This window comes from Pseudomonas sp. BTN1, from assembly GCF_001907715.1.
In the GTDB taxonomy this organism is placed as follows: Bacteria; Pseudomonadota; Gammaproteobacteria; order Pseudomonadales; family Pseudomonadaceae; genus Aquipseudomonas; species Aquipseudomonas paracarnis.
Genome location: NZ_MPBM01000025.1, coordinates 190,918 through 208,779, shown reverse-complemented (window position 1 = coordinate 208,779; position 17,862 = coordinate 190,918). Strand labels below are relative to the sequence as shown.

Annotated in this window: 17 protein-coding genes; 14 read left to right on the top strand and 3 right to left on the bottom strand. The window is 59.6% G+C overall.

Annotated features, from left to right (window positions below):
* Positions 1-18: 18 nt before the first annotated feature.
* The 7 genes from BMH52_RS12540 to BMH52_RS12510 all read left to right on the top strand — a co-directional run bounded on the left by BMH52_RS12540 (position 19) and on the right by BMH52_RS12510 (position 5,643).
* Complete coding sequence (locus BMH52_RS12540) at positions 19-657, top strand: peroxiredoxin (protein ID WP_073843867.1); 639 nt, start codon at positions 19-21, stop codon at positions 655-657.
* A gap of 318 nt (positions 658-975) precedes the next feature.
* Positions 976-1,569: an NADPH-dependent FMN reductase gene (ssuE, locus tag BMH52_RS12535; RefSeq protein WP_014720392.1), complete on the top strand. Its 594-nt coding sequence runs from the start codon at positions 976-978 to the stop codon at positions 1,567-1,569.
* Between the two features lie 97 nt (positions 1,570-1,666).
* On the top strand, positions 1,667-2,635 hold the full coding sequence (locus BMH52_RS12530; protein ID WP_014720391.1) for a sulfonate ABC transporter substrate-binding protein: 969 nt from the start codon (positions 1,667-1,669) through the stop codon (positions 2,633-2,635).
* Positions 2,636-2,661: 26 nt separating this feature from the next.
* A complete protein-coding gene (ssuD, locus tag BMH52_RS12525; protein ID WP_003195260.1) occupies positions 2,662-3,810 on the top strand; it encodes an FMNH2-dependent alkanesulfonate monooxygenase in 1,149 nt (382 codons plus the stop codon).
* 9 nt (positions 3,811-3,819) lie between these two features.
* Positions 3,820-4,605, top strand: coding sequence for an aliphatic sulfonate ABC transporter permease SsuC (gene ssuC / locus BMH52_RS12520; protein WP_003195258.1), 786 nt, complete (start codon positions 3,820-3,822; stop codon positions 4,603-4,605).
* Positions 4,602-5,408 carry an aliphatic sulfonates ABC transporter ATP-binding protein gene (gene ssuB / locus BMH52_RS12515; protein ID WP_032902254.1) on the top strand — a complete coding sequence of 269 codons (807 nt, stop codon included), beginning with the start codon at positions 4,602-4,604 and terminating at the stop codon, positions 5,406-5,408. Before ssuC ends, ssuB begins: the two co-directional genes overlap by 4 nt.
* A gap of 19 nt (positions 5,409-5,427) precedes the next feature.
* On the top strand, positions 5,428-5,643 hold the full coding sequence (locus BMH52_RS12510) for a molybdopterin-binding protein (RefSeq protein ID WP_003176783.1): 216 nt from the start codon (positions 5,428-5,430) through the stop codon (positions 5,641-5,643).
* A gap of 122 nt (positions 5,644-5,765) precedes the next feature.
* Here the strand turns inward: BMH52_RS12510 and BMH52_RS12505 are convergent, their stop codons facing one another.
* Positions 5,766-6,395, bottom strand: coding sequence for a TetR/AcrR family transcriptional regulator (locus tag BMH52_RS12505; RefSeq protein ID WP_019817784.1), 630 nt, complete (start codon positions 6,393-6,395; stop codon positions 5,766-5,768).
* Positions 6,396-6,620: 225 nt separating this feature from the next.
* Positions 6,621-7,997, bottom strand: a complete 1,377-nt coding sequence (locus BMH52_RS12500; protein WP_003195252.1) for a glutamine synthetase family protein — start codon at positions 7,995-7,997, stop codon at positions 6,621-6,623.
* Positions 7,998-8,594: 597 nt separating this feature from the next.
* On the opposite strand from BMH52_RS12500, the gene BMH52_RS12490 reads away from it, so the two are divergent.
* The 7 genes from BMH52_RS12490 (at position 8,595) to BMH52_RS12460 (ending at position 16,998) form a co-directional block, all read left to right on the top strand.
* On the top strand, positions 8,595-9,953 hold the full coding sequence (locus BMH52_RS12490; protein ID WP_003195249.1) for a glutamine synthetase family protein: 1,359 nt from the start codon (positions 8,595-8,597) through the stop codon (positions 9,951-9,953).
* A 57-nt stretch (positions 9,954-10,010) separates the two neighbouring features.
* Positions 10,011-11,375 carry an aspartate aminotransferase family protein gene (locus tag BMH52_RS12485; RefSeq protein WP_014720386.1) on the top strand — a complete coding sequence of 455 codons (1,365 nt, stop codon included), beginning with the start codon at positions 10,011-10,013 and terminating at the stop codon, positions 11,373-11,375.
* Positions 11,376-11,558: 183 nt separating this feature from the next.
* On the top strand, positions 11,559-12,653 hold the full coding sequence (locus tag BMH52_RS12480; protein WP_019817783.1) for a polyamine ABC transporter substrate-binding protein: 1,095 nt from the start codon (positions 11,559-11,561) through the stop codon (positions 12,651-12,653).
* 243 nt (positions 12,654-12,896) lie between these two features.
* The gene (locus tag BMH52_RS12475) at positions 12,897-13,991 is read left to right on the top strand and encodes a polyamine ABC transporter substrate-binding protein (protein WP_014720384.1); all 1,095 of its coding nucleotides are present in this window, start codon (positions 12,897-12,899) and stop codon (positions 13,989-13,991) included.
* A 66-nt stretch (positions 13,992-14,057) separates the two neighbouring features.
* Complete coding sequence (locus tag BMH52_RS12470; protein ID WP_003195240.1) at positions 14,058-15,200, top strand: ABC transporter ATP-binding protein; 1,143 nt, start codon at positions 14,058-14,060, stop codon at positions 15,198-15,200.
* On the top strand, positions 15,197-16,117 hold the full coding sequence (locus tag BMH52_RS12465) for an ABC transporter permease subunit (RefSeq protein ID WP_003195238.1): 921 nt from the start codon (positions 15,197-15,199) through the stop codon (positions 16,115-16,117). The genes BMH52_RS12470 and BMH52_RS12465 overlap by 4 nt, the downstream gene beginning before the upstream one ends.
* On the top strand, positions 16,114-16,998 hold the full coding sequence (locus tag BMH52_RS12460) for an ABC transporter permease subunit (protein WP_003195236.1): 885 nt from the start codon (positions 16,114-16,116) through the stop codon (positions 16,996-16,998). The genes BMH52_RS12465 and BMH52_RS12460 overlap by 4 nt, the downstream gene beginning before the upstream one ends.
* A 141-nt stretch (positions 16,999-17,139) precedes the next feature.
* Here the strand turns inward: BMH52_RS12460 and BMH52_RS12455 are convergent, their stop codons facing one another.
* The gene (locus tag BMH52_RS12455; protein WP_073843864.1) at positions 17,140-17,781 is read right to left on the bottom strand and encodes an HD domain-containing protein; all 642 of its coding nucleotides are present in this window, start codon (positions 17,779-17,781) and stop codon (positions 17,140-17,142) included.
* Positions 17,782-17,862: the final 81 nt, after the last annotated feature.

Here is a 17,862-nt window from a genome sequence, read left to right as displayed (position 1 = left end):
CTCATCAGGAGCCACACCATGAGCCTAAGACTGGGCGACATCGCCCCCGACTTCGAACAGGATTCCAGCGCCGGCAAGATTCGCTTCCACGAATGGCTGGGCGACAGCTGGGGTGTGCTGTTTTCCCACCCGGCGGACTTCACGCCGGTGTGCACCACCGAACTGGGTTTCACCGCCAAGCTCAAGGATGAATTCGCCAAACGTGGGGTCAAGGCCATCGCCCTGTCGGTAGACCCAGTGGACTCGCACCACAAGTGGATCGAAGACATCAACGAGACCCAGAACACCGTGGTCAACTTCCCGATCCTGGCCGACGCCGAGCGCAAGGTCTCGGACCTCTACGACCTGATCCACCCGAATGCCAGCGATACCCTCACCGTGCGCTCCTTGTTCGTGATCGACCCGAACAAGAAGATCCGCCTGACCATCACCTACCCGGCCAGTACCGGGCGTAACTTCCATGAAATCCTGCGGGTGATCGACTCGCTGCAACTGACCGACAACCACAAGGTGGCGACGCCGGCCAACTGGCAGGATGGGGATGAAGTGGTGATCGTGCCGTCACTCAAGGACGAGGAAGAGATCAAGAAACGCTTTCCCAAGGGCTATCGCGCGGTGAAGCCGTACCTGCGTCTTACCCCACAACCCAATCGTTAAGGCTGATATCGCCATCGCGGGCAAACCCGGCTCCCACAGTTGACCGCATTCCCCTGTGGGAGCCGGGCTTGCCCGCGATGGCGGCCTGATGAACAGCACAGGCTTCAAGTTGCAAACCGTCTCACACAGCAGGGGTTTTCAGGCCGTTTCGATGGCCTTTTTTTTCGCCTGGCGATTGGTTAAACGCTTATGTATTTATGGAATAAACAAATGAATAAATAAGATTTATAGATATATAAATCTGCTGATAAGGTCTATCCCATCTTGGCGCCATCGCCGCACAGCGAACCGCCGACACTTGCTCAAGGAATCTCCTGCATGCTGGTCGTAACACTTGGAGGCAGTCCCAGCCAGCGCTCCCGCTCTGGGGTCTTGCTGGATAAAACCCGTCAGTGGCTGCAACAGCAGGGCGTGGAAGTGGTGAGTTACCAGGTACGGGACTTCCCGGCTGAAGACTTGCTGCACGCACGCTTCGACAGCCCCAAGGTCATCGACCTGCTGCAACAAGTCGCCAATGCTGACGGGCTGGTGATCGCCACGCCGGTGTACAAGGCGTCGTTTTCCGGGGCGTTGAAAACCGTACTGGACCTGCTGCCGGAGCGTGCGCTGGCCCATAAGGTGGTGCTGCCGATGGCGACCGGCGGCAGCATCGCCCACATGCTGGCGGTGGACTACGCCCTGAAGCCGGTGCTGTCGGCCCTCAAGGCGCAGGAATTGCTCCACGGTATTTTTGCCGAAGACAGCCAGATCGCCTATGGCGAAGGCAGTGTTCAGGCGCAACTGGTGCCGGTACTTGAACAGCGTCTGCACGAAGCCCTGGAGCAGCTCTACAGCGCCATGGCGCGACGGCCAAAACCTTTGGACCCTGACGTATTGAATGAACGTTTGTTGAGTGCTCGCTGGAGCATCTGAGCCTCACCCCGAAAAGCTGGAAACCCTCACCTTACTCAGCCGACAACGGCCAAGCAGGTGCAGCCAAAACCCTAATCGCACAGTTGGAGAGAGCGCCATGCGCACTGTCATCTTGCGTCGTGGTCTGGTCGCACTCTTTGCTGCGGCTGTGTCCTTCGGCGCCATCGTTCAAGCCCAAGCCGCCGAGACCTTGCGGATCGGTTATCAGAAGTACGGCACCCTGGTGCTGCTCAAGGCTAAGGGCACCCTGGAAAAACGCCTGGCCGACCAAGGCGTGCAGGTGCAGTGGACCGAGTTCCCCGGTGGCCCGCAATTGCTCGAGGGCCTGAACGTCGGCTCCATCGACTTCGGCGTTACCGGCGAAACCCCACCGGTGTTTGCCCAGGCGGCTGGCGCCGATCTGCTCTACGTCGCCTACGAACCACCCGCGCCTACCAGCGAAGCGATCCTGGTGCCCAAGGACTCGCCGATCAAATCGGTGGCCGAGCTCAAGGGTAAAAAGGTCGTGCTCAACAAAGGCTCCAACGTGCACTACCTGCTGGTGCGTGCCCTGGAAGATGCCGGCCTCAACTACACCGACGTAAAGACCGTGTTCCTGCCCCCCGCCGATGCCCGTGCCGCATTCGAGCGTGGCAGCGTGGACGCCTGGGTAATCTGGGACCCGTACCAGGCCGCCGCCGAGAAGCAACTGCAAGCGCGCACCCTGCGAGACGGCACCGCAATTGCCGACAACCATCAGTTTTACCTAGCCACCAAACCCTACGCCGAACAGCACCCGCAAGTGATCAAGGCGTTGGTGGAAGAGGTGCGTGCGGTAGGCGAATGGTCCAAGGCCAACCCGCAGGAAGTGACTGAGCAGGTCGCCCCACTGCTCGGCCTGCCGGCAGATATCACCCTCACATCGGTGAAACGCCAGGGCTACGGCGCGCTGTTCCTGACCCCGGAAGTGGTCGCCGCCCAGCAGAAAATCGCAGACACCTTCTACCAACTCAAATTGATCCCCAAGCCCTTGAGCATCAAGGACGTGATCTGGACGCCACCCGCCGCGGTTGCCAAAGCGCCGTAATCCGACTTCATTCAGGAGACAACTCCATGAGCCTCAATATTTTCTGGTTCCTGCCCACCCACGGCGACGGTCATTACCTTGGCACCGCCGAAGGCGCCCGCGCTGTCGACCACGGTTACCTGCAACAAGTGGCCCAGGCTGCCGACCGCCTGGGTTTCGGCGGGGTGTTGATCCCTACGGGCCGCTCTTGCGAAGACTCGTGGTTGGTGGCCGCCTCGCTGATCCCCGTGACCCAGCGCTTGAAATTCCTGGTTGCCCTGCGCCCTGGGATCATCTCCCCGACCGTGGCCGCGCGTCAGGCCGCGACCCTGGATCGCCTGTCTGGTGGCCGTGCGCTGTTCAACCTGGTCACCGGTGGCGATCCGGAAGAACTGGCTGGCGACGGATTGTTCTTGAGCCATGAAGAACGCTACCAGGCGTCGGTGGAATTCACCCGCATCTGGCGCCGTGTGCTGGAAGGCGAGACCGTGGACTACGACGGCGAGCACATCAGCGTCAAAGGCGCCAAATTGCTCTACCCACCGATCCAGCAGCCACGCCCGCCGCTGTATTTCGGCGGTTCCTCCGAGGCCGCCCAGGACTTGGCGGCCGAACAGGTGGAGATGGTGCTGACCTGGGGCGAGCCGCCGGCAGCCGTTGCGGAAAAGATCGCGCAGGTACGCGCCAAGGCTGCAAAACTGGGACGCACGGTGCGCTTTGGCATTCGCTTGCATGTGATCGTGCGCGAAACCAACGACGAAGCCTGGAAAGCCGCCGACAAACTGATCTCCCACCTGGACGACGAGACCATCGCCCGCGCCCAGGCGTCCTTGGCGCGCTTCGATTCGGTGGGCCAGCAACGCATGGCAGCCTTGCACGGCGGTAGCCGTGACAACCTGGAAGTCAGCCCCAACCTGTGGGCCGGCGTCGGCCTGGTACGTGGCGGCGCAGGGACGGCGCTGGTGGGCGATGGCCCCACGGTTGCGGCGCGGGTCAAGGAGTACGCGGACCTGGGTATCGATACCTTTATCTTCTCCGGTTATCCACACCTGGAAGAGTCGTATCGGGTCGCCGAGCTGTTGTTCCCGCACCTGGATATCGAACGTCCCGAGCTGCCAAAAAGCGCCGGCTACGTCAGTCCGTTTGGCGAGATGGTGGCCAACGACATCCTTCCCAAAGCTGCGTCACAGAGCTGAGGCGCCGTTATGGACTTAGAAAAAATCAGCCATCGCGTGGCGCCCTGGGTGCTGCCGATCTTATTGCTGGCGGTGTGGCAGTTGTCGGTGTCGGCGGGTTGGTTGTCGACGCGCATTCTGCCAGCGCCGAGTGCAGTGATCGAAGCCGGGGTTAACCTGGTGGTCAGCGGCGAAATCTGGACGCACCTGGCCATCAGCGGCTGGCGCGCCGGCCTGGGCTTTGTGATCGGAGGCAGCATCGGTCTGGCCCTGGGCTTTATCACCGGCTTGTCGAAGTGGGGCGAGCGCTTGCTCGACAGCTCCGTGCAGATGATCCGCAACGTGCCGCACCTGGCGCTGATTCCGCTGGTGATCCTGTGGTTCGGCATTGATGAGACCGCGAAAATTTTCCTGGTGGCCCTGGGTACCTTGTTCCCGATCTACCTGAACACTTACCACGGCATCCGCAATGTCGACCCGGCACTGGTGGAAATGTCGCGCAGCTATGGCTTGTCCGGTTTCAGCCTGTTCTGGCAAGTGATTCTGCCGGGCGCGCTGCCGTCGATCCTGGTGGGGGTGCGCTTCGCCCTGGGCTTCATGTGGCTGACGCTGATCGTGGCGGAAACTATCTCGGCAAGTTCCGGCATCGGTTACCTGGCGATGAATGCCCGTGAATTCCTGCAAACCGACGTGGTGGTGCTGGCCATCGTCATGTACGCCATCCTCGGCAAGCTGGCCGACCTGGCAGCCCGTGGGCTGGAACGTGTGTGGCTGCGCTGGCACCCGGCGTATCAAGTCAAAGGAGGTGCAGCATGACGGCCCAACAACCTCCGCGTCTGTTGAAGGGTATCCCACTGGCGGTGCGCAAATTGCGCAAGGCCTTTGGTACCCGCGAAGTGCTCAAAGAGATCGACCTGCATATTCCCGCGGGGCAGTTCGTGGCTGTGGTCGGCCGCAGCGGTTGCGGCAAAAGTACCTTGCTGCGCCTGTTGGCGGGGCTGGACAAAGCCAGTGGCGGCGAGCTGCTGGCCGGCTCCGCGCCACTGCACGAAGCGATTGAAGATACACGGTTGATGTTCCAGGAAGCGCGTTTGCTGCCCTGGAAAAAGATCATCGATAACGTCGGCCTGGGCCTCAAGGGCGACTGGCGGCCCAAAGCGCTGGATGCGCTGGAAGCGGTTGGCCTGGCCGAGCGCGCCAATGAATGGCCGGCGGCGTTGTCCGGTGGCCAGAAACAGCGCGTGGCACTCGCCCGGGCGTTGATCCACCAGCCGCGCCTGTTGCTGCTCGATGAGCCGCTGGGCGCACTGGATGCCCTCACCCGCATCGAGATGCAGCAACTGATCGAAAACCTGTGGCGCAAGCACGGTTTCACGGTGTTGCTGGTGACCCACGACGTCAGCGAAGCCGTGGCGATTGCCGACCGCGTGATTCTGATTGAAAACGGCGAAATCGGCCTCGACCTGAACATCGACCTGCCACGCCCACGGGCCCGTGGCTCACATCGCTTGGCCGCGCTGGAAGCCGAAGTGCTCAACCGCGTGCTGTCGCTACCCGGTTCCCCACCGGAACCCGAACCTGTTTCACCGCTGCCGACGCAATTGCGTTGGGCTCAATAACTCACACAGGAAAAACACCATGACTATTAAAGCCATCAACGTGCGTAACCAGTTCAAAGGCACCATCAAGGAAATCGTGGTTGGCGACGTGCTGTCGGAAATTGACGTGCAGACTGCGTCCGGCATTGTCACCTCGGTGATCACCACCCGTTCGGTCAAGGAGTTGGAGCTGGTGATCGGCAGTGAAGTGATTGCCTTTGTGAAATCCACTGAGGTGTCGATTGCCAAGTTGTGATAACGCCACTGATCGTTCCCACGCTCTGCGTGGGAATGCCGCCTGGGGCGCTCCGCGTCCCGCTGTGCCAAAGGTGACGCAGAGCGCCACGGGATGTATTCCCACGCAGAGCGTGGGAACGATCAGCGCTTGGGCAGATAGGCCGGCAAATAAAGCCCCACATACGCGTCAAACACCCGCATGCCTTCCTCCGCCATGCGCGGCGTAATCAGCCCATGCTGATGCACCGACCGCGCGTACACGCGGTCGCTCAACTCCAATGCCAGGGCAAACACGTCCACATCGCTCGGTAGCGTGGGCACTTCAAAGTGGCGATTGAACACCGCCAGCATCAAGTCGCCCAATTCCAGATCATGCTGGCGATCGGCCTGGGTCACTTCGGTCAACCCGTGCTGAGCGAGGATCAACTGGCGCGCCGCGGCATCGTTGCTGTAGATGCTGAGCATGCGTTGTTCAACGATGTAGGACAGGTCGCGCCAATGCTTGAGCGATTCATGCTCGATGGGTGCCTGGATGGCGGCGCGAAAGGCTGCGTGAACGTCAGCGGTCAACGCCTCCAGCAACGCCGGCACACTGGCGAAAAAGTGGTACACCGATGACGGTGGAATCTGTGCCCGTTCGGCCACGCTGTAGATCGACAAACTGGCCACACCTTCGGCGGCCAGCAAGGTGCGGGCGGCGTCGAGGATCGCATCGATCCGGGCCTGGCTGCGGGCGCGGGGTTTGCGAACAGTGGCGGGGCGGGTGGTCATGGATGTCTCCTACAAGGCAGCGGGCATTGTATGAGCAGGAAGGTGTGTTGTCTGCCAGGCCGCCTTCGCGAGCAAGCCCGCTCCCACATTTAACTGCATTCCAAAGTTGAAACCCGACCCCTGTGTGGGCTTGCTCGCGAAGAGGCCAACTCGGTCTACCGGTAGAAACCCATAAAAAAACGCCACTGACCAAAATCAGCGGCGTTCTTTTATTGCAGCAACCGCTTACACGGTATGCAGGTACCAGTTGTACTCAAGGTCGGAGATGGAGTGTTCAAACTCCTCCAGCTCACTTTCCTTACAGGCGACGAAGATATCGATGTATTTAGGATCGATGTACTTGGCCATTACCTCGCTGTCGTCCAACTCACGCAGTGCATCGCGCAGGTTGTTCGGCAGGCTCTGCTCGTTCTGCTCGTAGCTGTTGCCTTCCACCGGAGCGTTCGGCTCGATCTTGTTGGTCAGGCCGTGGTGCACGCCCGCCAATACCGAGGCCATCAGCAGGTAAGGGTTGGCATCGGCGCCAGCCACACGGTGTTCGATACGCACGGCATCGGACGAGCCGGTGGGTACGCGAATCGCCACGGTGCGGTTATCCAGGCCCCAGCACGGCGAGTTCGGCACGTAGAACTGTGCGCCGAAACGACGGTAGGAGTTGACGTTGGGGCACAGGAACGCCATCTGGGCGGGCAGGGTCTCCAGCACACCGCCGATCGCGTGACGCAATGCGGCGTTCTGCTCGGGATCCTCGCTGGCAAAGATGTTCTTGCCGTCCTTGTCCAGAATGGAGATGTGCACGTGCAAACCGTTGCCTGCCTGGCCTGGGTAAGGCTTGGCCATGAAGGTGGTGTCCATCTCATGGTCATAGGCGATGTTCTTGATCAGGCGCTTGAGCAGTACCGCGTAATCGCAGGCCTTGATCGGGTCGGCAACGTGGTGCAGGTTCACTTCGAACTGCGCCGGGGCACTTTCCTTGACGATGGCGTCCGCCGGGATGCCTTGCTCCTTGGCACCTTCCAGAATGTCCTGGAGGCAGTCGACGTATTCGTCGAGGTCGTCGATCAGGTAGACCTGTGTCGAGTGCGGGCGTTTGCCGGAGATCGGTGAGCGGGGCGGTTGTGGCCGGCCGTTCACGTTCTCCTGGTCGATCAGGTAGAACTCAAGCTCGAAGGCGGCGCAGATGGTCAGACCGAGGTCGTCAAACTTGGTAACAACTTGGCGGAGCACTTCGCGCGGATCGGCGAAGAAAGGTTCACCTTCAAGTTCGTGCATGGTCATCAGCAGTTGCGCGGTAGGGCGCTTTTGCCAGGGTTCATTGCACAGGGTGTCGGGGATTGGATAACAGATTCGGTCAGCATCACCGATGTCCAGGCCCAGGCCGGTGCTTTCCACCGTAGAGCCGTTGATATCCAGGGCAAATAAAGAGGCAGGCAGGTTAATGCCCTTCTCGTAAACCTTGTGGAGGCTGGTGCGTTCGATGCGCTTACCGCGCACCACACCATTCATATCCGCAATTAGAAGGTCTACGTACAGAACCTCAGGATGATCCTTAAGGAACGCGTTCGCTTCGTTAAGCTGAACGGCACGCGGGGGTACCGACATGATGCAACACCTTTGTTGTTAAAAATATCAATCATTGATCTTTTCTGGTTTCAGTCAACCCGAACGGCTTGCCGAAGTCAAGCGAGGCATTTTTTGCCCTAAAAAAGCGCCATGGAGCCTTTTTTGCGGGGTTTTGGGGCGGTTTTTTGGGTTTTAGGGGCTTGGGACCTGCAGGCTTGAGCGGGCCGTGTAGGATTTTTTACGGGGGTGTTGTGTAAAAAAATGAACAAGGCTAAGCTCGATTCAAACCCATAACAGCAATAATACCGGGGTGCTTCATGTTTCACCTGCCGCCAATCGGCGTCTGCGCCTGCTCCAGCCAGGCTTTGTCCGCAGCTCGTTCGCCCCGTGTGAATGCCCAGGCACCGGCCAATATTCTTGACGGCCCGGCCGATCTCCTTTTTGCCATCTCCGACGCCACTGAGCGACCCTCATCCGCCGTGCCGATCATAATTGCGCACAACTTTGGCCTGAGGAATGCAACCTGCGGGCAAATGGCAGGTAAGCTCCTACCCTGAATGAAAAAACGACGCGGATGCTGCGTCAACCAACGCCTGGCCTTTAATGGATGCCAGGAAACCCAGCCCAGAGGCATTTATGAGTAACAACCTCGACCAGCTCACCGATTGGTTGAAAGACCACAAGATCACAGAAGTCGAATGCATGATTGGCGACCTCACCGGTATTACCCGAGGCAAGATCTCGCCGACCAACAAGTTCATTGCCGAAAAAGGCATGCGCCTGCCCGAGAGCGTTCTGTTGCAGACCGTGACCGGCGACTATGTCGAAGACGACATCTATTACGAATTGCTCGACCCGGCCGACATCGACATGATCTGCCGCCCCGACCAGAACGCGGTATTCCTGGTGCCCTGGGCCATCGAACCGACCGCCCAGGTGATCCACGACACCTACGACAAGCAAGGCAACCCGATCGAGCTGTCGCCGCGCAACGTGCTCAAGAAAGTCCTCAAGCTCTACTCCGACCGCGGCTGGCAGCCCATCGTGGCGCCGGAGATGGAGTTCTACCTGACCAAGCGCTGCGAAGACCCGGACTTCCCGCTGCAACCGCCGATTGGCCGCTCCGGCCGCCCGGAAACCGGTCGCCAGTCCTTTTCTATAGAAGCAGCCAACGAATTCGACCCGCTGTTTGAAGACGTCTACGACTGGTGCGAACTGCAGGAGCTGGACCTCGACACCCTGATCCACGAGGACGGCACCGCGCAGATGGAAATCAACTTCCGTCACGGCGATGCCCTGTCCCTGGCCGACCAGATCCTGGTGTTCAAGCGCACCATGCGTGAAGCCGCGCTCAAGCACGACGTGGCCGCCACCTTCATGGCCAAGCCCATGACCGGCGAGCCCGGCAGCGCGATGCACCTGCACCAGAGCATCATCGACATTGCCACCGGCAAGAACGTCTTCTCCAATGAAGACGGGACCATGAGCCAGCTGTTCCTCAACCACATCGGCGGCCTGCAGAAGTTCATCCCTGAATTGCTGCCTTTATTCGCCCCCAACGTGAACTCGTTCCGCCGCTTCCTGCCCGATACCTCGGCGCCGGTGAATGTGGAATGGGGCGAAGAAAACCGCACCGTCGGCCTGCGCGTACCGGATGCCGGCCCGCAGAACCGCCGCGTGGAAAACCGCCTGCCGGGCGCCGACGCCAACCCGTATCTGGCGATTGCCGCCAGCCTGTTGTGCGGCTACATCGGCATGGTCGAAGGCCATAACCCGAGCGCGCCGGTGGTGGGCCGTGGTTATGAGCGGCGCAACCTGCGCCTGCCGTTGACCATCGAAGACGCTCTGGAACGCATGGAAAACAGCAAGACCATCGAGAAATACCTGGGGCAAAAATTCATCACGGGCTACGTCGCGGTCAAGCGGGCCGAGCATGAAAACTTCAAGCGCGTGATCAGTTCGTGGGAGCGGGAATTCCTGCTCTTCGCCGTCTGATGCGCCGGGCGCGCCTTTTAAATGGCGCGCCTTCACTGAAAAGTCTAGGAGATTGGTATGTCCAGCAACAACCCGCAAACCCGTGAATGGCAAGCCTTGAGCAATGATCACCACCTGGCGCCGTTCAGCGACTTCAAGCAATTGAAAGAGAAAGGCCCAAGGATCATCACCAAAGCCCACGGCGTTTACCTGTGGGACAGCGAAGGCAACAAGATCCTCGACGGCATGGCCGGCCTGTGGTGCGTGGCGATCGGTTACGGTCGCGATGAACTGGCCGATGCCGCCGCCAAGCAGATGAAAGAACTGCCGTACTACAACCTGTTCTTCCAGACCGCACACCCGCCGGTATTGGAGTTGGCCAAGGTCATTTCCGATGTCGCGCCGGCAGGCATGAATCACGTGTTCTTCACCGGCTCCGGCTCCGAAGGCAACGACACCATGTTGCGCATGGTCCGCCACTACTGGGCGATCAAGGGCCAGCCCAACAAGAAAACCATCATTGCCCGCAAGAATGGCTACCACGGCTCTACCGTGGCCGGCGCCAGCCTGGGCGGCATGACCTATATGCACGAGCAGGGCGACTTGCCGATCCCGGGCATTACCCACATCGCGCAGCCGTACTGGTTTGGCGAAGGCGGCGACATGAGCCCCGAGGAATTCGGTGTGTGGGCCGCCAACCAGTTGGAAGAGAAAATCCTGGAGCTGGGCGTGGACAACGTCGGCGCCTTTATTGCCGAGCCGATCCAGGGTGCCGGTGGCGTGATCGTGCCGCCTGCCACGTACTGGCCGCGCATCAAGGAAATCCTCGCCAAGTACGACATCCTGTTTGTCGCCGACGAAGTAATCTGCGGCTTCGGCCGTACCGGTGAGTGGTTCGGTAGCGATTTCTACGACCTCAAGCCGCACATGATGACCATCGCCAAGGGCCTGACCTCGGGCTACGTGCCCATGGGCGGCCTGATCGTGCGTGACGAAGTGGTGGCGGTGCTCAACGAAGGGGGCGATTTCAACCACGGCTTTACTTACTCCGGCCACCCGGTGGCCGCGGCCGTGGCGCTGGAAAACATCCGCATCCTGCGCGATGAAAAAATCGTTAACCGTGTGCACGACGAAACGGCACCGTATTTGCAGAAACGTCTGAGGGAACTGGGCGATCATCCGCTGGTGGGTGAAGTACGCGGCGTCGGTATGCTCGGTGCGATCGAGCTGGTGCAGGACAAGGCGACGCGCAAGCGTCACGAAGGCAAAGGCGCCGGCATGATCTGCCGAACCTTCTGCTTTGAAAATGGCCTGATCATGCGCGCCGTGGGCGACACTATGATCATTTCGCCGCCACTGGTCATCAGCAAGGCTGAAATCGACGAGCTGGTCACCAAGGCCCGCCATTGCCTGGACCTGACTTTGGCTGCCTTGCAGGGCTAAGTGCTAGGCTCAGTGCGCGGTGCACTGGGCAGTTAAAAAGGCAGGGGCTTTGGTTGAAAGCCAGCCCCTGAACTTGCCAGACTGTCGCCCTGTTTTGTTGCCCTTCGGTTGGGCCGTAAAACATACAACGCTTGTGGCCCAAAAAAGAAAAAATTGGAGCATCACCAAATGAAGGCATTAGGTTTGAAGAACGCTGGCAAGACTCTCCTCGCCTTGTCCCTGATGGGCGCAATGGCGGGCGCGGCCCAGGCAGACAATAAAGTGCTGCACGTTTACAACTGGTCCGACTACATTGCACCGGACACCATCGCCAACTTTGAAAAAGAGTCGGGCATCAAAGTGGTGTACGACGTTTTTGACAGCAACGAAACCCTGGAAGCCAAGTTGCTGGCAGGCAAGTCCGGCTACGACATCGTCGTGCCGTCGAACAGCTTCCTCGCCAAGCAGATCAAGGCCGGTGTCTACCAGGAGCTGGACAAGTCCAAGCTGTCCAACTACGGCAACCTGAACAAATCCCTGCTCAAGGCTGTATCGGTCAGCGACCCGGACAACAAGCACGCCTTCCCGTACATGTGGGGCTCGATGGGCATCGGCTACAACCCGGAGAAGGTCAAGGCCGCACTGGGCGTGGACAAGATCGACTCGTGGGACGTACTGATGAAGCCGGAAAACATCGCCAAGCTGAAAAGCTGCGGCGTTAGCTTCCTCGATTCGCCAACCGAAATGCTGCCGGTAGCGCTGCATTACCTGGGCCTGCCGACCGACACGACGAAGAAGGCTGATCTGAAACAGGCCGAAGACCTGTTCATGAAAATCCGTCCTTCGATCGGCTACTTCCACTCCTCCAAGTACATCTCCGACCTGGCCAACGGCAACATCTGCGTGGCTGTGGGCTACTCGGGTGACATCGAACAGGCCAAAACCCGTGCGGCTGAAGCCGGTGGCAAGGTCAAGATCGCCTATGACATTCCCAAGGAAGGTGCTGGCAGCTTCTTCGACATGGTCGCCATTCCCAAGGATGCCGAAAACGTCGAGGCTGCCTACGCATTCATGAACTACCTGCTCAAGCCAGACGTCATGGCCGCGATCACCAACAGTGTGCGTTTCCCGAACGGTAACGAGAAAGCCACTGCCCTGGTCGATAAAGACATCACCAGCGACCCGGGTATTTATCCGTCGGCCGAAGTGCAATCCAAGCTCTACGCCATTGCCGACATGCCGGCGGCAACTCAGCGTGAAATGACCCGTAGCTGGACCAAGATCAAGTCCGGTAAATAACGCCAGAAACCTGTAGGAGCGAGCTTGTGTGGGAGCGGGCTTGCTCGCGAATGCGGAGCGTCAGCCAGCATATGTATCAACTGATACGCCACTTTCGCGAGCAAGCCCGCTCCCACACAAAACAGCTCTCAGAAATTAAATGACAGAAAGTTTTGCCGGATCGGTTTATCGACGGTAAGTTGCGCGCCGGTTTTGTTGCCGGGCAACAACTTCAAGGCCCCAACTATTCAAGAGGACCTCCACTTGCCAATTTCTTTATTTCGCAAAGCCATGCTGGTGGGTGCAGGTATCACGCTGGCTGCCAGCGTACAGGCCGCACCGACGGTGCATATTTATAACTGGTCGGACTACATCGGCCCCGACACCCTGGCCAACTTCGAAAAGGCCAGCGGTATCAAGCCTGTGTATGACGTGTTTGACTCCAACGAAACCCTGGAAGGCAAGTTGCTCGCCGGGCGCACCGGCTACGACGTGGTGGTGCCGTCCAACCATTTCCTGGGCAAGCAGATCAAGGCCGGGGCATTCCAGAAGCTCGACAAGTCACTGCTGACAAACTACGCCAACCTCGACCCGGTGCTGCTCAAGCGCCTGGAAAAGAACGACCCGGGCAACCAGTACGCGGTGCCGTACCTGTGGGGCACCAATGGCATTGGCTACAACGTCGACAAGGTCAAGGAAGTGCTGGGGGTCGACAAGATCGACTCCTGGGCCGTGTTGTTCGAACCGGAAAACATGAAGAAGTTGGCCACTTGCGGCGTGTCGTTCATGGACTCGGCCGATGAAATGCTGCCCGCAGTACTCAACTACATGGGCCTGGACCCCAACAGCACCAACCCGGCCGACTACAAGAAAGCCGAGGAAAAACTGCTGAAAGTGCGGCCCTACGTGACCTACTTCCATTCCTCCAAATACATCTCGGACCTGGCCAACGGCAACATCTGCGTGGCGGCCGGTTTCTCCGGCGATGTGTTCCAGGCCAAGGCCCGTGCGGCGGAGGCGGGCAAAGGCGTGAACATCGCCTACACGATTCCCAAAGAAGGCGGCAACCTGTGGTTCGACGTGCTGGCGATTCCCAAGGATGCCAGCAACGTCAAGGAAGCCCACGCCTTCATCAACTATTTGCTGCAGCCTGAGGTGATCGCTCAGGTCAGCGATCAAGTCGGTTACGCCAACCCTAACCCAGGGGCGGACAAACTGATGGAGCAATCGATACGCACCGACGCAGCGGTTTACCCACCGCAGGCGGTTCTCGAGCGGACATTCGTCAACTTTGAGCTACCCCCGAAAGTGCAGCGTTTAATGACCCGTAGCTGGACCAAGGTCAAGACGGGCAAGTAAGGCTAAAACTATCCAAGGCTGGCCCGCATTGGGCCGGCTGCACAGTTTTTTTTGGGAGTTTCGTAAATGGCAGTTGCCTCCGGCGCCTATAAGAAAGCCCTCGAGGGCGACCAGACACCGAAAAAGGTGCTGGTCAAAATCGACCGGGTCACGAAGAAGTTCGACGAGACGATTGCCGTGGACGATGTGTCCCTGGAAATCAAGAAAGGCGAGATCTTCGCCTTGCTCGGCGGTTCGGGTTCGGGCAAATCCACCTTGCTGCGCATGCTTGCAGGTTTCGAGCGCCCAACCGAAGGTCGCATCTACCTCGACGGTGTGGACATCACCGACATGCCGCCCTACGAGCGGCCGATCAACATGATGTTCCAGTCCTACGCCTTGTTCCCGCACATGACCGTGGCGCAGAACATCGCCTTCGGCTTGCAACAGGACAAGATCCCCAAGGCTGAAGTCGACGCACGCGTGGCCGAGATGCTCAAGCTGGTGCAGATGAGCCAGTACGCCAAGCGCAAGCCGCACCAATTGTCCGGCGGCCAGCGCCAGCGTGTGGCCTTGGCCCGCTCCCTGGCCAAGCGCCCGAAACTGCTGCTGCTCGATGAGCCGATGGGCGCCCTGGACAAGAAGCTGCGCTCGCAGATGCAACTGGAGTTGGTGGAAATCATCGAGCGCGTCGGCGTGACCTGCGTGATGGTGACCCACGACCAGGAAGAGGCCATGACCATGGCCGAACGCATCGCGATCATGCACCTGGGCTGGATCGCCCAGATCGGCAGCCCCATCGATATCTACGAAACGCCCACCAGCCGCCTGGTGTGCGAGTTCATTGGCAACGTCAACATTTTCGACACCCAAGTGGTGGACGACGCTGAAGGCCACGCGGTGCTCAAGTGCCCGGACCTGGACCGCGACATCTACGTGGGCTACGGCATCGCCACCTCGGTGGAAGACAAGTCGGTGACCTACGCGATTCGCCCGGAAAAGCTGCTGGTGACCACTGAAATGCCAACCTGCGAGCACAACTGGTCCAGCGGCAAGGTGCACGACATCGCCTACCTGGGCGGCCACTCGGTGTTCTACGTGGAGCTGCCGAGCGGCAAGCTGGTGCAGTCTTTCGTCGCCAACGCCGAACGCCGTGGCCAGCGCCCAACCTGGGGTGACCAGGTGTACGTGTGGTGGGAAGACGACAGCGGCGTGGTACTTCGCTCATGAACATGAAGAAATTCAAGCGGCGCTTGGATCGCATCGTGCCCAATGGCAAGCAGGTGGTCATCGGGATTCCTTTCCTCTGGCTGTTCCTGTTTTTCGCACTGCCGTTTTTCATCGTGCTGAAAATCAGCTTTGCCGAAGCCGATGTGGCGATCCCGCCCTATACCGAGATCTATACCTACGTTGAGCAAAAGCTGGAGGTGGTGCTGAACCTGGCCAACTACAGCTTGCTGGCGGGCGACGAGTTGTACATCGCCGCCTACCTGGGCTCGCTGAAGATGGCGTTTTTCAGCACGCTGCTGTGCCTGCTGATCGGCTACCCGATGGCCTACGCCATTGCCACCGCGCGCAAAGAGATGCAGACCGTGCTGGTGCTGCTGATCATGATGCCCACCTGGACCGCGATCCTGATCCGGGTGTATGCGTGGATGGGCATCCTCAGCAACAACGGCCTGCTCAATGGCTTCCTGATGTCCATGGGCTTGATCAACGAGCCGCTGCAGATCCTCAACACCAACATCGCGGTGTACATCGGCGTGGTCTATTCGTACCTGCCGTTCATGATCCTGCCCCTGTACGCCAACCTGGTGAAGCACGACCAGAGCCTGCTGGAAGCTGCTTCGGACCTCGGTTCGAGTACCTTCAACAGCTTCTGGAAAATCACCGTGCCGCTGTCCAAGAACGGCATCATCGCCGGTTGCATGCTGGTGTTTATCCCGGTGGTGGGCGAGTTCGTGATTCCTGAACTGCTCGGCGGCCCGGAAACCCTGATGATCGGTAAGGTGTTGTGGCAAGAGTTCTTCAACAACCGTGACTGGCCGGTGGCGTCTGCCCTGGCGGTGGTGATGCTGGCGATCCTGATCGTGCCGATCATTCTGTTCAACCGCAGCCAGGCCAAAGAGCTGGAGGGCAAGATATGAAGCGCTTTCGTTTCTCCAGCTTCATGCTGGTCGCAGGCTTGTTGTTCATCTACCTGCCAATGTTGATCCTGGTGATCTACTCGTTCAACGAATCCAAGCTGGTAACAGTGTGGGGCGGTTGGTCGATCAAGTGGTACGTGGGCCTGTTGGACAATACCCAGTTGATGGGCTCGGTGGCCCGCTCCTTGGAAATTGCCTGTTACACGGCGGTGGCGGCTGTAGCGTTGGGTACCCTGGCGGCCTTCGTGCTGACGCGCATCAGCCAGTTCAAGGGCCGCACGCTGTTCGGTGGCCTGGTGACGGCACCGTTGGTGATGCCCGAAGTGATCACCGGTCTGTCGTTGTTGCTGCTGTTCGTGGCCATGGCACAGATGATCGGCTGGCCCCAGGAACGTGGCATCGTCACCATCTGGATCGCCCACACCACCTTCTGTGCGGCGTATGTGGCGGTGGTGGTGTCGGCGCGCTTGCGTGAGCTGGACCTGTCGATCGAAGAAGCGGCGATGGACTTGGGCGCACGGCCATGGAAGGTGTTCTTCCTGATCACCATCCCAATGATCGCGCCATCGCTGGCAGCGGGCGGCATGATGTCGTTCGCGCTATCGCTGGACGACCTGGTACTGGCCAGCTTCGTGTCGGGCCCTGGTTCCACCACCTTGCCGATGGAAGTGTTCTCGGCGGTGCGTCTGGGGGTTAAACCCGAGATCAACGCCGTGGCGAGCCTGATTCTGTTGGCGGTGTCGCTGGTGACCTTCCTGGTGTGGTTCTTCAGCCGTCGGGCCGAAGAGCATCGCAAGAAGGCTATTCAGCAAGCGATTGAAGAAGCCGCGGCGGATGGCTGGCAGCAGCCGGACAAGCGCCGGGCGCCAGCACCGGTCTAATCAGGCCTGCCTGAAGAAACCGGATCAAAATGTGGGAGCGGGCTTGCTCGCGAATGCAGAGTATCAGTCACCAGATGTCTCGACTGATCCACCGCATTCGCGAGCAAGCCCGCTCCCACATTTGATTGCATTTCAGGTTGATTACATCGCCCAAGGCGACGTGCGGATCACCTGCACAAAATTCATCGGCGTGAACCCCGGCTCCTGGTCCACCAGCACGTCGGTCTTAACATTGCCAAACGTGGTCTGCGGGCGATGGCGCAAGCCGTCGGCGAACGCGCAGATGATGCACTCCTTGAACCCTTCACCCCGTGGATGCGCGTGCACCACCGCTTCGCGCTGCGCGCTGCTGAACGCGGCGTAGTCCATGCCCAGCACGTCCATCTCCACCCCGGCGGTCACCAGCGCTACGGTGGGACGCAAGTGTTTCGGCACGCCCGGCGTGGTGTGCAGGGCGATGGACAACCACACTTGTTCGATATCGTCATCGCTCAACCCATAGGGCTTGAGAAATGCGGCGGCGGCGTTGGCGCCGTCCACTTCGAAGCGCTCGTCGTCACTGCGGTGGCCTTCCACCAGCCCCAGGTCATGGAACATCGCGCCGACGTAGAGCAATTCTGGGTCGTAGGCCAATTGCTTGCGCTCACCGCTCAAGGCGCCGAACAGGAAGACGCGGCGCGAATGGTGGTAGAGCAGGTCCGATTCGACGTCACGGATGTATTCGGTGGTGGCTCTGGCCAAGGCGCTGTCAGGGATCTGGATACCGGCTATGGTGGTGCTCATGGTGGATCTCCTCTGGAAAGATTCCAGTCTGGTCCCATGACCCTGAAGCGGCTATCGCCACAGGGAGGCGATCCCGGCCAA